This window comes from Rhodococcus sp. BL-253-APC-6A1W (assembly GCF_012843405.1).
GTDB lineage: Bacteria > Actinomycetota > Actinomycetes > Mycobacteriales > Mycobacteriaceae > Rhodococcus.
Genome location: NZ_JABAFB010000009.1, coordinates 202,977 through 217,906, shown reverse-complemented (window position 1 = coordinate 217,906; position 14,930 = coordinate 202,977). Strand labels below are relative to the sequence as shown.

Below are 14,930 nucleotides of genomic sequence, written 5' to 3'. Positions count from 1 at the left end.
GTACTACTGCGCCAGCGGAGGCATCTTCACGATCTGGCCGGCGTAGGACAGGCCGGCACCGAACGCGAGGAGAAGGGCAGTGCTGCCCGCCTCGACCTGACCGGTGCGCAGCATCTTCTCCATCGCCAGCGGGATCGACGCGGCAGAGGTGTTGCCGGTCTCGATGATGTCGTCGGCCACCTGCACGGACTCGGGAAGCTCGAGCTGCTTGACGATGACGTCGTTGATCCGCAGGTTCGCCTGGTGCGGCACGAATGCGTCGAGGTCGGCGAGAGCGACCCCGGACTTGTCGGCGATCTGGCGGGCGTACTTGCTCATCTCGAAGGCTGCCCAGCGGAACACCGCGGTGCCTTCCATGATGATCCAGGGACGCTTCTGCTGCGGGTTCTGGGCGAAGTCGACCCAGTCGGGCTCCTGGCGGATGGCGTTGCCCTGCGAGCCGTCCGATCCCCACACCGTGGGGCCGACACCGACCTCGTCGGAGGCACCGACGACGACCGCGCCCGCACCGTCACCGAAGATGAATCGCACGGAGCGGTCGGTGGGTTCGGTGGCGTCGCTCATTCGCTCGACGCCGACGACGAGCACCTTCTCCGCGGTCCCGGCGCGCACCAGGTCGGATGCGACACCCAACGCGTAACAGAAGCCTGCGCAACCGGCCTGGATGTCGAGGGCGGCGGCGCCGCCGGTACCGAGGCGGTCCGCGACGAGCGCGGCGGCCTGCGGCGTCTGGAAGCCGTAGGTGGAGGTCGCGATGATGACGGTGTCGATCTGCGGGCCGCTCAGTCCGGCTGCGTCGAGCGCCTTCGAGGCGGCATCGACCGACATGTCCACGATCGTCTCTTCGGGGTGCGCCTTCGCGAAACGGCGTTCCTTGATTCCGGATCGCGACTGGATCCACTCGTCGCTGGAATCGATCTGTTCACAGATCTCCGCGTTGGTGACGACCCGCTCGGGCCTGTGCACACCCAACCCGAGAAGCGCGCTGTTCCTCAGCGTGGCGGGGACGGCGATCTGTGCACCCATCAGGCGAACTCCTCCTCCTCGGGCACTGCTCATCAGTGCGCCGCATCGAGACACGGTAGCGCGGGTTACGAAAATGTCACAGCACGGGGTCCGGGCAGGCCGCGCCCAGTGGTATCGCACCTCGTCGGAGCCGGTATCGCGCCCGGTCGCTACCGTGCCGGTATGGACGCACAGGACTGGGACGACCGGTACGAATCCTCGGAACTGGTGTGGGGCGCTCCGCCCAACCCGGTGGTGGTGGAGTTCGCGACGTCGCTGCCGCACGGGCGCGCGCTCGATCTCGGCTGCGGGGAGGGCCGCCACTCGTTGTGGCTCGCGACGCGCGGCTGGGAGGTGGTCGGCACCGACTTCTCGGCCGTGGCGCTGGACAAGGCCCGCCGAATCGCTGCGCAGGCGCCCAAGAGATCGCGCGACCGGTTGCGATATCAGCTCTCCGATGTGATTTCCGACACCTTCGACGGCACGTATGACTTGATCCTCTCGGTATTCCTGCATTTCCCTCCGTCGCAACGGAAAGCACTCGTCGACAAAGCCGTCAGTTCGCTGAAACCTGACGGAATCCTCATATTTCTCGGCCACGACTCGACAAATCTCCAGCATGGAGTCGGAGGCCCCAAGGATGCCGAGATCCTCTACACACCAACAGATGTCGTGAACGACATCGACGGCCGACTCGATATCGAGGTTGCCGAACGCAGGCACCGCGAAACGGAAGCGGGAACTGCCGTCGATGCCTTGGTGGTGGCACGCAAAGTCAGTCTTGGAAGTTAGTTGCCCGACGAGTAACATAGAGATGTTACCGACGAGTAATAAGCTTGGGCGGTACTTGATCCAACTGGACCGCACCACACCCCCGGGAGACATCAGACATGGGCCATTACAAGAGCAACCTCCGCGACCTCGAGTTCAATCTCTTCGAGTTCCTGCAGATTCAGAAGGTCCTCGAAACAGGTGCGTTCGGCGACCTCGACGAGGAGACCTCGCGCGGCATCCTTTCCGAGGTCAAGGCGCTCGCCGAGGGTCCCGCTGCCGAGGCCTTCGCGGAAACCGACCGCACTCCCCCGGTCTTCGACCCGGAGACCCACTCGGTGTCCATCCCCGAGGGCTTCAAGAAGGCGTTCCGGGCGTGGTGGGATGCCGGCTACTGGTCCATGGGCATCCCTGAGGAGCTCGGCGGCACCGAGTCGCCGCGCGCGCTCCTGTGGGCGGTCAACGAGATGATGCTCGGCGCGCAGCCCGCCGCATTCATGTACGCAGCAGGTCCCGCCTTCGCCGGCGTGCTGTTCGAGAACGGCACCGACGAGCAGAAGCAGTGGGCCGCCACCTGTGTCGAACGCGGCTGGGGCGCCACCATGGTGCTCACCGAGCCCGACGCCGGATCCGACGTGGGCGCGGGCCGCACCAAGGCGATCAAGCAGGACGACGGCTCGTGGCACATCGAGGGCGTCAAGCGCTTCATCACCTCGGCCGACTCCGACGACCTGTTCGAGAACATCTTCCACCTCGTCCTCGCCCGCCCCGAGGGCGCCGGCCCCGGCACCAAGGGCCTGTCGCTCTTCTTCGTCCCGAAGTTCCACTTCGACTTCGAGAAGGGCGAGATGGGCGACCGCAACGGCGTGTTCGTCACCAACGTCGAGCACAAGATGGGCCTGAAGGCCTCCGCGACCTGCGAGCTCACCTTCGGTGGCCACGGCGTCCCGGCCAAGGGCTGGCTCGTCGGTGAGGTCCACAACGGCATCGCGCAGATGTTCGACGTCATCGAGCACGCTCGCATGATGGTCGGCACCAAGGCCATCGCCACCCTGTCGACCGGCTACCAGAACGCACTCGCGTACGCCAAGGACCGCATCCAGGGCGCCGACCTGACCCAGATGTCCGACAAGACCGCCCCGCGCGTGTCGATCCTGCACCACCCCGACGTGCGCCGCTCGCTCGCGATGCAGAAGGCGTACTCCGAGGGCCTGCGCGCCGTGTACCTCTACACCGCCGCACACCAGGACGACGTTGTCGCCGAGCAGGTCTCCGGCGCCGACGCCGGCCTCGCCCACCGCATCAACGACCTGCTTCTGCCGGTCGTCAAGGGCTGTGGCTCGGAGCGGGCCTACCAGTACCTGACCGACTCGCTGCAGACCTTCGGTGGTTCCGGCTTCCTCCAGGACTACCCGATCGAGCAGTACATCCGCGACGCGAAGATCGACTCGCTGTACGAGGGCACCACCGCCATCCAGGCGCAGGACTTCTTCTTCCGCAAGATCGCCCGCGATCGCGGTGTCGCTCTCGCCCACGTGGCCGGACAGATCAAGAAGTTCCTCGAGCGCGAGAGCGGCGACGACCGTCTCAAGGCGGAGCGTGCACTGCTCGCCACCGCCCTCGACGACACGCAGGCCATGGTCGCGACGCTCACCCAGTTCCTCATGGGTGCGCAGGAGCAGCCGACCGAGCTGTACAAGGTCGGTCTCGGATCGGTCCGCTTCCTCGAGTCCTTCGGTGACCTGATGATCGGCTGGCTGCTGCTCGAGCACGCCGAGATCGCACTCACCGCGCTCGACGCCGGTGCGGACGCCAAGGACAAGGCCTTCTACGAAGGCAAGGTCGCCGCAGCATCGTTCTTCGCCAAGAACGTTCTGCCGCAGCTGACCACGTCGCGCAACGTCATCGCCAATGTCGACCTCGACATCATGGAGCTCGACGAAGCCGCATTCTGATCCTCGCGTAACACCCGCGGACACAACGAGACGACAGTGGCTCCCGCCGATATCGGCGGGAGCCACTGTCGTCCGGTTACCGCACGATCAGAACACGACCACCCCGCGCAGATTCCTGCCCTCGTGCATGTCGGTGAAGCCTTGGGCGATGTCGTCGAGCTTGTAGGTGGACGTCACCAGCTCGTCGAGCATGAGCTTGCCCGAGGTGTAGAGGTCGATCATCCAGGGGATGTCGCCGGTCGGCGCGAAGGCGCCGAACAACGAGCCCTGAAGTCGCTTCTGGTACAGCACCAATTCCATGGCGCTGATGGGGATCCCGAAGTCGGTCATCTTCCCGAGACCGGTCACCACACAGGTGCCGGCCTTCCGGATCGACGAGAACGCCTCCGCGATGTGCTCGCCGGTTGTCACGCCCACGGTGACGATCGCGGCGTCGGCGCCCTGCCCGTTGGTGTACGAGCGTGCGATCTCGGTGGCCTCCGTCATACCCGCGACGGCATGGGTCGCACCGAACCGCAGTGCGCTCTCGCGCTTGAACTCCACCGGGTCGACGGCGATGATGTGGGCCGCTCCGGCGTGCGCGGCTCCCTGCACGGCGTTGATGCCGATTCCGCCGATTCCCTGCACGATGACGGTCTGCCCGGGATAGACCTCTGCGGAGTTGACCGCCGCGCCCCATCCGGTGCCGACACCGCAGCCGAGCAGGCACAGCTTGTCGAGCGGGAGATCCTTGTCCACCTTGATCGCGGAATCGACGCTGACGGTGGTGTATTCGCTGAACGTGGACAGCCCGCACGTCTGTGCGACCTCGACGCCGTCGAGGCTCAGCCGGAAGCTCGCCGGATCGTCGGGGCGGCTGCCGGTCATGATCGCCGCACCTCGATCGCACAGGTTCTGGAGGCCCTTCGCGCACCAGCGGCACCGTCCGCACGCAGCCAGGAACGAGAACACCACATGGTCGCCCTCGCTCCATCCCGTGGTGCCGGGTCCGACCTGCACCACCACACCGGCACCCTCGTGACCGCCGCAGATGGGGTAACTGCCGACCGCGTGGTCACCGGTGGCGATGTGGTCGTCGGAATGACACAGCCCTGCGGCCACCATCCGGACCATCAGTTCGCCGTGGCGCGGTTCGTCCAACTCGAGGTCGGCGATCTCGTAGGTACCGGGTGCTGTGCGGATAATCGCGCCACGGGTCTTCATCAGGTGTTCTCCTCGGGGTGGGGGCGAGCGTGGGGTAGCCGGGCAGTCACGGGGTGATCTGAGCCGCCATCGCGGCGCGGTATCCCTCGCCGTACGGCGGCAACATTCCCCACTCGCGGCGCGGATCATGTTCCGGTGACTCGAAAATTGTTCGGGCGTGGCTGAATTCGAGGAATCCTTCGCGACCGTTGTAGTGACCCATCCCGGATTCACCGACACCGCCGAACGGCGCGTCGAGCATCCCCGCGTGCATCAGCACGTCGTTGATCGTGACGCCACCGGACGTGGTGCCGTCGACGACGGTGCGCTGCTCGTCGGCGTCCCTCCCGAAGTAGTACAGCGCCAAGGGTTTCGCACCCGAGTTGACGGTGTCGAGGACGTGCGCGAGATCGTCGTATGTCCGCACCACCAGGGCGGGTCCGAAGATCTCTTCCCGCGAGATCGCCGCAGACTCTGGCGGGTCGAGCACCAAGCGCAGCGGCCGACGGCGTTCCTCGGTGCTGATCGGCTCGTCCGGAGCCACCTCGACTCGTGCGCCCAGTCCTGCTGCCTCGCTGACGTATCCGTCGATCCGTGCGGCATGCCGGTCATCGACGATCGCGGTGGCGTCCGGATTTCCGGCCACCGTGGGCAGCAACTCCGCGTAGGACCGGGTTATCGCCGAAACGAACGACTCGAGGGATTCGGCGGGCACGTACACGGTGTCGGCGTTGACGCAGAGCTGACCTCCGTTGGTGGCCTTGGCAACCGCGATACGGAACGCCGCCGTGTCGAGGTCGGCCGAGCGCCCGATGATCACCGGCGACTTCCCGCCCAGTTCCAGGGTCACCGGGACGAGGTTGCGGGCAGCGTTCTCGAGCACCGAGCGACCGGCGGCCACACCACCGGTGAAGACGATGTGGTCGAAGGGCAGCGACGTGAGGGACCGCGCGACATCCGGGCCACCGGTGACCACCGCGACGTCCACGGGATCGAGGAACTCGGCGGCCGCCTCGGCCAGCACCTGCGCGGTGCGCGGGACCACCTCGGACGGTTTGAGCACCGCGCGGTTGCCGGCTGCGAGGACACCGGCGAGTGGGCCCATCAGGGTGTAGACCGGAGCGTTCCACGTTCCGATGATCGCGACCGAGCCCTTGGGCTGGTAATGGATCGCAGCGGTAGCACCGAGTTGGTCGTACGGCGCGAACACCGTCCGCTGCTCCGGCTGCATCCAGCCGTCGAGGTGATCGCGCGCGTACTTCAGAGCGGTCACCGAGCCGAGCACGTCGTTGACGGTCGTGTAGCCCGGATGACGTCCACCGAAGTCGGCGTCGATCGCCTCGACCAGTTCGTCGCAGCGGGCGACGAGCATGTCGATCACCCGCTGGATGCGGGCCCGGCGTTCCGCGGGAGAACTCGTCCGCTGAGAACGGAACTCGGCCTGCTGATCTGCGAGAAGCTCGACGGCCGACGACTCCGCGCTGATGTGTGTGGTCATGCCGCCGAGGCTATGAGCGGCGTCACACTCCCCGACGTGGAATCTCGCTCAGCGGGACCGGCCGAATCTCAGTTCCCGGGTGCAGTCACGGACTCGGGCTGTCTCCGCGCGGGCGCCGCGGCTTCCGGCTCCGCGATCGGGTCGGCCGCATCGGACGCGGTGCCCTCCGCGGGCGCCTGCGCCGGTGCTTCACCGGCCGGAGCGCTCGCGGGCGTCGACGACGCGGGCGCCGGCGCCGGGCTCGCCGGAGCGGGCGCGTCGCCTCCCGCGCCCTGATCACCTTCGGAGTCCGCACCGTCCTTGTCGTCGGGCTCGACGCACTTGACGATCGGCACCGGGTCGTAGCGCACCGTCCGCGTCGTGTTCGAAATCTGCGCACCCGTCTTTGCGTCGGTCACGACACGAGTGTCGGAGACCGTGAATCCCTGGGCTCCGCTCGACGCGATGCAGCCGGGGCCGGCAGGCAACGTGATGGTGTTCGGCGTGGTGAAGTTCGTGCGCTCACCCGTGATCGACTGCACGTCCACGGTCTTGGTCCCCCACAGACGCACGGTGACGTCGGAACCGGTGGTGATCGTCTGGATGAGCACGCCCGTCTCGAACGGATTGCGGAACTGCAGGTCGATCGCACCCTCGAAGACAGTGGCCTCACGGGCGGCGGGATAGCGGGAGATGTAGTAGCTGTGCTCGGTGTGGGCGACGTCCTCCATGCCTGCGAAGTAGGACGCGTTGTAGAGCGTGGTCGCCAGCTGGCTGATGCCACCGCCGACCGCTTTGCCGGGGCGTCCCGCCTCGATGATGCCCGATTCGACGTAGCCCTCCGCTGCGCCGCGGGGGCCGGTGTACCCGTTGAGGGAGAAGGTCTCTCCCGGTTTCAGGACCGCACCGTTGATCTCCGCGGCGGCCAGGCGGATGTTGACACCGGACGCGTATTCGAAACCGCCGGTCGTGTACTCCCCGATGACCTCGTTGATGCCGAGCTTCTCGGCTGCCTCGGTGGTGAGCGCAGGGTCCACGGTCTGATAGACCGCCTCGACGACCCGGTCGTCGGTGACGGCGAGCAGTTCGGGGAACGTTTCGAGGGTCTTGGCCCAGTCGACGAGTTCGCCCTTCACACCGGGCACCACCGCGGGACGTCCGCCCTGGATCTCGATCCGGGCGTCGCGGGGCTCGGTTTCCGTCGGCCGGAGCTGAGGCGCGAGAATCTCGACTGCCGCCTCGGGATGGTATTCCGGCGTCAATCCGCCTTTGCCGTCCGGCACGAACGACAGCACCGCACCGATCTGGTCGCGAGCGAGGGTCGCCGGCGTCCCGTCCTTGCCGCGCACGACGAGGTCGGCGGAGACCGCCGGAACGGCGATGTCGGCGAGGGCGCGGTCCAGGCCTTCACGCGTGACCGTGACATCGACCTGCTCGACCGGCAGCGACACTTCACCGAATGCCCAGCGCTCGGCGAACACGTCGGATGCGGTAGCGACATCCACGCGCTGACCGGGCTGCGGGGTGACGGGGACGGGGGTACCGCCCTCGAACACGATGTTGCCCTCGCGCGGCGAATACGCGGCGGCCGCCGTGAACTCGTCGATGGCAACGGCGAGCGTCGCGTCGTCTCGGGTGGAGACGACGCCGATCTCCTCGTCGCCGAAGAACGAGGCCAATCTCGTGAAGGGGTTCAGAGGCTGCGATCCGACGCGGTCGAGCGTCGCATCCCAATCGATACCGATCCCGGCCTGAGCAGGCACGATTTCCCCGCTCGTCTCCCCGGCGACAACCGGGACGGGCTCGTCGAGGCGCTCGCTGAGCACCTGACGCAGGTGTGCTTCCGCCTCGTCGAGCGACTCCCCGCCGATCTCGATGCCGGCAACGGTGACGCCGCGCGGCACCTTGCCGGAACTGACCGCGAGGTCTGCGACGTACAGCACGGCGAGCAGGGCGACGACTCCGCCGACGACGAGCGCGACCGTTCGCCTGGGCACTCCCGACCACCAGGAGCCCGATCCGTCGCCGGACGACCCGGAGTTGCCGCCGGGCGGAGGCGCGACCGGGGGCGGTGACCCGGGCGGCGGTGTAGGAGGCGACGCCGGGGGCGGCGCGTTGCGGGAATCCGGAGCCGAGGAGGGCAGCGGTGTACTTCCGGCCGGCTTCGGGGACGAGGCATCCGACGAGCGGTGGATACGGGCGGTGGACGCGTCGCCGCGACCGGATTGTGTCACCACCGGAATCACCGCCGTGGCCGCTTCGGACGGGTCCGCCTCGGGCCGTGCTGTCTCGGGGCGCGGTGCTTCGGGGCGCGCGGTCTCGAGTTTTGCCGTCTCAGGCTGGGAGGTGCCGGCCCGAGACGTCTCGGGCTGCGGCGTCCCGGAGTGGGGCGTGCCGGAGTGCGGCGTCTCAGGCTCCGGCGGCTCGGTGCCGGTACCGGTACCGGCAGGCTCTTCACGGGGAGTCTCCGGGACCCGCGGCGCCGAAAAAGCAGCGAACTGCTCGGTCGGAGCCGACGAACTGTCTGCCTCGGTTGCCGACGAACCCCGCGAATCGGGCTCGGCCGGTCGAACGTCGTCGTTCTCGTGTTCGGAGCCGTCGGTCCCGTGTGTGCCGCTCACCCAAATCCCTTCACCAACTGGGCGCGCCGGGACGGAAACCCCGTGCGCCGGTTACCACACCCAGAGTAGTTCCCCGGTTTCACCGCGCTGCGGCCGGAATGCAGAAACCCCGTGTTGCTACCAGGTCGGGGGTCAGGCAGCAACACGGGGTCGACCGGTCTATCGCTGTGCTCGCCGAGGCGTTACAGACCTACCGGATTTTTTTCGTTCGGTGTGGTCTACGCCTCGAGAATTGCGGTCACACCTTGGCCACCGGCAGCGCAGATGGAGATGAGGCCGCGGACCGGCTGCCCGGTCTCCTGCTTCTTTTCGTGCAGCATCTTGGCGAGCGCCGCCACGATGCGTCCACCGGTCGCCGCGAACGGATGCCCGGCCGCGAGTGAAGAACCGTTGACGTTGAGCTTGCTGCGGTCGATCGATCCGAGCGGTGCGTCGAGTCCGAGCTTGCCCTTGCAGTAATCCTCCGACTCGAACGCCTGCAGCGTGGCGAGCACCACGGACGCAAATGCCTCGTGGATCTCGTAGAAGTCGAAATCCTGCAACGTCAGCCCGTTGCGCTGCAGCAGACGCGGAATTGCGTAGGTGGGGGCCATGAGCAGGCCGTCGCCGCCGTGGATGTAGTCGACCGCGGCGGTCTCGGAGTCCACCAGGTACGCCAGCACCGGAAGCTTCCGTTCCGCCGCCCACTCCTCGCTGGACAGAAGCGCCGCGGAAGCGCCGTCGGTGAGAGGAGTGGAGTTACCCGCCGTCATGGTGGCGTCGCCGAGCTTCTTCCCGAACACCGGCTTCAGCGTCGACAGCTTCTCGACCGACGAATCGGGCCGCAGATTGTCGTCGCGGGTGAGGCCGAGGAACGGGGTGACCAGATCGTCGAAGAATCCGCGATCGTAGGCCGCGGCCATGTTGCGGTGGCTCGCGACGGCCAGTTCGTCCTGATCCTCGCGCCGGATTCCGAATTCCTTGGCGGTGATCGCGGCGTGCTCGCCCATCGACAGACCGGTGCGGGGCTCGCCGTTGCGGGGGATCTCGATGCCGAGCATCGACGGACGGACGTTGCCGAGCAGCTTGGCGCGTGCTCCGGTGCCGCGTGCCCGGTTCAGCGAGAGCAGGAATTCGCGGAGTTCGTTGCTCACGGCGATGGGTGCGTCGGAGGTGGTGTCGACGCCACCGCCGATGCCGGCCTCGATGCGGCCGGCGGCGATCGCGTCTCCCACCGAGATGATCGACTGCAGACCCGTGCCGCAGGCCTGCTGGAGGTCCCATGCGGGCGTGTACGGGCTGAGTGCGCTGCCCAGGACCGACTCCCGGACGAGGTTGAAGTCACGGCTGTGTTTGAGAACGGCGCCACCGACGACTGCGCCGAGGCGTTCGCCCTGGAGGTTGAAGCGACCGACGAGGCCGTCGAGTGTCGCGGTGAACATGTCCTGGTTCGATGCGCGCGCGTACTTGCGGTCGGACCGTGCGAACGGGATCCGGTTGCCCCCGAGGACGGCGACACGGCGCTGTTGCGTGGAACGGGCTTTGGTGGTCACTGGTGTCTCCCGGATTCAGATGGACTCGAATTCTGGTTACTATTCTTACTCACGGGTAAGTTTGTTGTCGACCACTGCATCGACGACCGAAAAGAAGAAGGTGGAACCGTGGCAGAAGCCAAGGGCGCTCCGAAGCTCTACGCCCAGCTCATCTCGTCCGCACCCGGATCTTTCCTCGCCAAGCAGTTCGGCCTGCCGCAGCCGGAGAAGCTCAGGCGTTACCAGCCCGGCGAACCCGCACTCCCCGGGCCGCTCCTCGTCGGTGGCAACGGCCGGCTGATAGAGCCGATCCGGTCGCTGCTGAGTGACTACCCGATCGCCGACCCCGCCGACACGTCGTTCGGCGGACTCGTCTTCGACGCTACGGGCATCACCGACTCCGCGGGCCTCGAACAGCTCTTCACCTTCTTCCAGCCCGCGATCCGAAACGTGGCCCCGAGCGGACGCGTCGTCGTTCTCGGCACCACGCCCGAGGACGCGTCGTCGGTGGACGAACGCATCGCGCAGCGCGCGCTCGAAGGATTCACCCGCAGCCTCGCGAAAGAGCTTCGCCGCGGTGCGACCGCCCAACTCGTCTACGTCTCGCCCAAGGCGTCGACCGGACTGTCCGGCGCCGAATCGACCCTGCGGTTCCTGCTCTCGGCGAAATCCGCCTTCGTCGACGGTCAGGTCATCCGCATCGGAGACGGCGACGCGACCGCTCCGGCGTCGTGGGACAAGCCCCTCGCCGGAAAGGTCGCCGTCGTCACCGGTGCGGCGCGCGGCATCGGCGCCACCATCGCGGAGGTCCTTGCGCGCGACGGCGCCACGGTTGTCGCGGCAGACGTCCCCGCGGCCGGGGAAGCACTCGCGCAGACCGCCAACAAGGTCGGCGGCACTGCGCTCGCCCTCGACGTGACCGCGCCCGACGCAGGTGACAAGCTCGCGGCGCACCTTCTCGAACGCCACGGCGGAGCGGACATCATCGTGCACAACGCGGGCATCACCCGCGACAAGCTGCTCGCGAACATGGACGACGCCCGGTGGAACGCCGTCATAGGCGTCAATCTCGTTGCACCCCAGAAGATCACCGATGTCCTGGTCGAGAAGGGCGCGCTCAAGGAGGGCGGCCGCGTCGTGGATGTCTCCTCGATCGCGGGGATCGCCGGCAATCGTGGCCAGACCAACTACGGTGCGTCCAAAGCCGGGGTCATCGGACTGGTCCAGGCCACCGCTCCGGTCCTCGCCGAGAAGAACATCACGATCAACGCCGTCGCCCCGGGCTTCATCGAGACCGCGATGACCGCGGCCATCCCGGTCGCGACCCGCGAAGGCGGACGACTGATGAGTTCGCTGCAGCAGGGTGGCGAGACGGTCGACGTCGCGGAAACCGTGGCGTGGTTCGCGAGCCCCGCGTCGAGCGCCGTGACCGGCCAGGTCGTCCGCGTGTGCGGTCAGTCCATGCTGGGGGCCTGATGGCGGTCATCGAACTCGATTCGAGCCCTTCGGTTCTCGGCGTCTACGGCCGCGCTGTGCTGTCGGCACTTCCGGTCGTGGGAGCCAAGGGCGACACGCTGCCCGACGACACGCTCGTCCTGCGTGGACTGCGTGTGGATTCGGACAACCTCGCCGAGTACACCAAGGTGTGCGGGCTGACGTTCGGCGACACCCTGCCGCTCACCTACCCGTTCATGCTCACCTTCCCGGTGGTCATGAAACTCATGGTGTCCAAAGGGTTTCCGTTCGCAGCCGTCGGCTCGGTACACGCCGAGAACGTGATCGAACAGTACCGGCCCATCTCCGTCACCGAACCGCTCGACGTGCGGGTACACGCGGAGAACATGCGCGAACACCGCAAGGGTCTGCTGGTCGACGTGGTGAGCGAGGTCGCGGTCGGCAGGGAACCGGTGTGGCGCCAGACCTCCACGTTCCTTCATCAGCAACGGACTTCACTGTCGGGGCAGCCCAGGCAGGACCCACCGGAGGTGGAAATTCCGCCGGTCCCGACTTCCACACTGAGGGTGGATCAGAAGGTCATCTCCCGGTATGCTGCGGTATCCGGAGACCGGAATCCGATCCACGTTTCGACCCTGGGCGCCAAGGCCTTCGGCTTCCCGAAGACCATCGCCCACGGAATGTGGAGTGCGGCGGCAGCATTACGCGCCGTCGAGGGCAAGGTCCCCGGAGCAGTGACCTACGCGGTGAAATTCGGTAAACCGGTACTTCTTCCGGCGACCGTGAATCTCTACGCGCGGCGCGACGCCGACGGCTGGGATATCGCGCTTCGCCATCCGAAGAAGCTCTACCCACACCTCACCGCAACACTGCGCTGACGATCGGAGGGCAGGTTCCGGGACGCGATGGGGGCGTCCCGGCACCTGCCCTCCGACATCCGGCGGTGTTTCAGCCCGGCGGATCCGAGCGTTTTCTGCCCGCGAGACCGCGCCACGCCAGGTTGTCGAGGAGTTCGGCGGCCTTCGCGACGTCGATCTCGCCCCCCGCGATCCGGTCGGCTACCGCTTCTCCCGCACCGACCAGCGCGACAGCCATGATCGTGAAGTCCGTCCCCGGTTCGGGGTCCCGGGTGCTCGACTCGAGCAGATGCGCGGTGAGTTCGATGAGCCGATCCCGGCTGCCCCGCACCTGTCCTGCGAAGACCTGTTGCGCAAGCGCCTGGCGGTAGAGCACCATCCACGAACTGCGGTGCTGGTCGACGAAGCCGAGGAACGACTCGAGCGCGACCCGCAGTTGCTCACGCGGCGACAGCGACGGATCGCCGGCCGGGGTGAGCGCTTCGACGAAACGCTGCCCCTCGCGGCTGATGCACGCGGCGAACAACTCGTCCTTCGAGCCGTAATAGAGGTAGAGCATCGGTTTCGAGATCGATGCCCGTGCTGCGATCGCATCCATGGAAGTGTCGTGGAAACCGTTCTCGGAGAAAACGTCCACCGCGGCATCGAGCATCTGCTGCTCGCGCACCGCGCGCGGCAATCGTTTGGTTCCGCCGGCCATCGACCCTCCCCACCTCCTCGAATCGGTTTCTTACTCTACGGTAGGGAAGTCTGCGCACAGGCGCGAACATGCGTATCAGCAGTCCAGGGCGCCCTTGGCCCGAGCGACCGTACGGACGGCGTCGTCCACCCGCGACTGCGGCAGTTCTCCCGCCGCCACGGCGTCCTCGAGGTGGTCGAGGACCTCGGGGACCTCGTCCGTGGTCAGCCACAGCGCCTGGTCGACGCCGGCCACCAGCGCAGCCTCGACCGCTTCGGTGATGTCGTAGGTGTCGGTGATCGCCCGCATCCCCGACAGATCGTCGGTGAAGATCACCCCGTCGAACTCGGGTGCTCCGTACGAGCCCGACCGCAACAGTTCCACCGCTTCCGGGCTGATGCTGGCCGGCAACCCGCCCGTGAGGCCCGGAACATCGAGGTGCCCGAGCATGACGGCGACATCGGGCGCGACCAGTGCCCGGTAGGGCACGAGATCGCTCTGCTCCAGCTGCTCGAGCGGCGGAGCAGTGACAGCACCGGTGTGCGAATCCCCCGACGCCGACCCGTGGCCCGGGAAATGCTTGAGCACCGGCATGATGCCCGCATCGCGGAGACCCTGCGCGTAGGCGCCGGCGTACTCGACGACCACCTGCGGGTCGGACGAATACGAACGGTCGCCGATGACCGAGTCGTCGGGCTGACTGCTCACGTCCACGTCGGGAGCGAAGTTGACGGTGATACCGAGCTCGCGCAGCTCCCGTCCACGCTCGAGCGCCATCTGATAGGTCTGCTCGACCGTCATGGTCTCGGCGGTGACGCGCGCCGACGGATCGGTGCCGAGCAGTGCCCCGACACGCGACACCCGTCCGCCCTCCTCGTCGATGGTGACCATCAACGGCAGCGTGCTCTGCGCCGCGACACCCTGAACCTGCCGTTCGGCGAGCATTGCGGGGTCGGTCCAGCTACCGATGAAGATGCCGCCGATCTGTTCGGACTGCACCGCCGCACGCGCGTCGTCCGCTCCGGTGACTCCCACGTTGAGCAACTGCGCAAGCTTCTGCCTGCCCGTGAGCGAGGCGAGCAGATCGTCGCCGCACGCCGGTGGCGCCGTCGGCAGGGCCTCCACGGACGAGGTGGCGGTCCTCGACTCGGACGTCGCGGTGTCATCCGTTCCGCTGGTGGTCGAGACATCGGAGGTGTCGTTCGCGCCGCATCCCGCGGCTGCGAGTGCAGCGGTGAGAACGACGGCGAGCGTGTGGCGGGTCCGCATCGTTCCGACGGTAGCGGACCGCCGCGACGAACCCTCCCGCAGCCGGTCGTCGCACGCTAAGGTGCACCCGAGCATTCGTGCCGCATCCCGCAGTCGTAGAGGCCTTCCCGGGCAGACCCGGACTCCACTCGACCCCGTATCACTCGAC

11 protein-coding genes are annotated in these 14,930 nt (G+C 67.2%); 4 read left to right on the top strand and 7 right to left on the bottom strand.

Annotated features, from left to right (window positions below):
- Positions 1-3 precede the first annotated feature (3 nt).
- Positions 4-1,026 (bottom strand): beta-ketoacyl-ACP synthase III, encoded by a 1,023-nt coding sequence (locus HF877_RS15940; RefSeq protein ID WP_169622158.1) that lies wholly within the window; start codon positions 1,024-1,026, stop codon positions 4-6.
- A gap of 162 nt (positions 1,027-1,188) precedes the next feature.
- Here HF877_RS15940 and HF877_RS15935 point away from each other — a divergent pair, with 162 nt between their 5' ends.
- Together HF877_RS15935 and HF877_RS15930 are read left to right on the top strand one after the other, a co-directional pair.
- Complete coding sequence (locus HF877_RS15935; protein WP_169622157.1) at positions 1,189-1,797, top strand: class I SAM-dependent methyltransferase; 609 nt, start codon at positions 1,189-1,191, stop codon at positions 1,795-1,797.
- Between the two features lie 98 nt (positions 1,798-1,895).
- Positions 1,896-3,731, top strand: coding sequence for an acyl-CoA dehydrogenase (locus HF877_RS15930; RefSeq protein WP_169622156.1), 1,836 nt, complete (start codon positions 1,896-1,898; stop codon positions 3,729-3,731).
- 87 nt (positions 3,732-3,818) lie between these two features.
- On the opposite strand, the gene HF877_RS15925 is transcribed toward HF877_RS15930, so the two are convergent.
- The 4 genes from HF877_RS15925 to HF877_RS15910 all read right to left on the bottom strand — a co-directional run bounded on the left by HF877_RS15925 (position 3,819) and on the right by HF877_RS15910 (position 10,543).
- Complete coding sequence (locus tag HF877_RS15925) at positions 3,819-4,934, bottom strand: NDMA-dependent alcohol dehydrogenase (RefSeq protein ID WP_169622155.1); 1,116 nt, start codon at positions 4,932-4,934, stop codon at positions 3,819-3,821.
- Positions 4,935-4,980: 46 nt separating this feature from the next.
- Positions 4,981-6,411, bottom strand: coding sequence for an aldehyde dehydrogenase family protein (locus HF877_RS15920; protein WP_169622154.1), 1,431 nt, complete (start codon positions 6,409-6,411; stop codon positions 4,981-4,983).
- Between the two features lie 68 nt (positions 6,412-6,479).
- Positions 6,480-9,011: a VanW family protein gene (locus tag HF877_RS15915; RefSeq protein ID WP_169622153.1), complete on the bottom strand. Its 2,532-nt coding sequence runs from the start codon at positions 9,009-9,011 to the stop codon at positions 6,480-6,482.
- Positions 9,012-9,229: 218 nt separating this feature from the next.
- Positions 9,230-10,543 carry an acetyl-CoA C-acetyltransferase gene (locus HF877_RS15910; protein WP_169622152.1) on the bottom strand — a complete coding sequence of 438 codons (1,314 nt, stop codon included), beginning with the start codon at positions 10,541-10,543 and terminating at the stop codon, positions 9,230-9,232.
- Between the two features lie 108 nt (positions 10,544-10,651).
- On the opposite strand from HF877_RS15910, the gene HF877_RS15905 reads away from it, so the two are divergent.
- Both HF877_RS15905 and HF877_RS15900 read left to right on the top strand, forming a co-directional pair.
- The gene (locus HF877_RS15905) at positions 10,652-11,998 is read left to right on the top strand and encodes a 3-oxoacyl-ACP reductase (RefSeq protein WP_169622151.1); all 1,347 of its coding nucleotides are present in this window, start codon (positions 10,652-10,654) and stop codon (positions 11,996-11,998) included.
- Entirely contained in the window at positions 11,998-12,855 is an 858-nt protein-coding gene (locus HF877_RS15900) for a MaoC/PaaZ C-terminal domain-containing protein (RefSeq protein ID WP_169622150.1), read from the top strand. Before HF877_RS15905 ends, HF877_RS15900 begins: the two co-directional genes overlap by 1 nt.
- A gap of 70 nt (positions 12,856-12,925) precedes the next feature.
- Here the strand turns inward: HF877_RS15900 and HF877_RS15895 are convergent, their stop codons facing one another.
- Both HF877_RS15895 and HF877_RS15890 read right to left on the bottom strand, forming a co-directional pair.
- Positions 12,926-13,534 carry a TetR/AcrR family transcriptional regulator gene (locus HF877_RS15895; protein ID WP_169622149.1) on the bottom strand — a complete coding sequence of 203 codons (609 nt, stop codon included), beginning with the start codon at positions 13,532-13,534 and terminating at the stop codon, positions 12,926-12,928.
- A gap of 75 nt (positions 13,535-13,609) precedes the next feature.
- Positions 13,610-14,782 (bottom strand): glycoside hydrolase family 3 N-terminal domain-containing protein, encoded by a 1,173-nt coding sequence (locus HF877_RS15890; RefSeq protein WP_169622148.1) that lies wholly within the window; start codon positions 14,780-14,782, stop codon positions 13,610-13,612.
- Positions 14,783-14,930: the final 148 nt, after the last annotated feature.

What these genes read in the sequence shown, in the direction of transcription:
- HF877_RS15930 (WP_169622156.1), top strand. Translation starts at nt 1,896, where the DNA reads ATGGGCCATTACAAGAGCAACCTCCGCGACCTCGAGTTCAATCTCTTC.
- HF877_RS15940 (WP_169622158.1), bottom strand. Translation starts at nt 1,026, where the DNA reads ATGGGTGCACAGATCGCCGTCCCCGCCACGCTGAGGAACAGCGCGCTT.
- HF877_RS15925 (WP_169622155.1), bottom strand. Translation starts at nt 4,934, where the DNA reads ATGAAGACCCGTGGCGCGATTATCCGCACAGCACCCGGTACCTACGAG.
- HF877_RS15890 (WP_169622148.1), bottom strand. Translation starts at nt 14,782, where the DNA reads ATGCGGACCCGCCACACGCTCGCCGTCGTTCTCACCGCTGCACTCGCA.
- HF877_RS15935 (WP_169622157.1), top strand. Translation starts at nt 1,189, where the DNA reads ATGGACGCACAGGACTGGGACGACCGGTACGAATCCTCGGAACTGGTG.
- HF877_RS15895 (WP_169622149.1), bottom strand. Translation starts at nt 13,534, where the DNA reads ATGGCCGGCGGAACCAAACGATTGCCGCGCGCGGTGCGCGAGCAGCAG.
- HF877_RS15920 (WP_169622154.1), bottom strand. Translation starts at nt 6,411, where the DNA reads ATGACCACACACATCAGCGCGGAGTCGTCGGCCGTCGAGCTTCTCGCA.
- HF877_RS15900 (WP_169622150.1), top strand. Translation starts at nt 11,998, where the DNA reads ATGGCGGTCATCGAACTCGATTCGAGCCCTTCGGTTCTCGGCGTCTAC.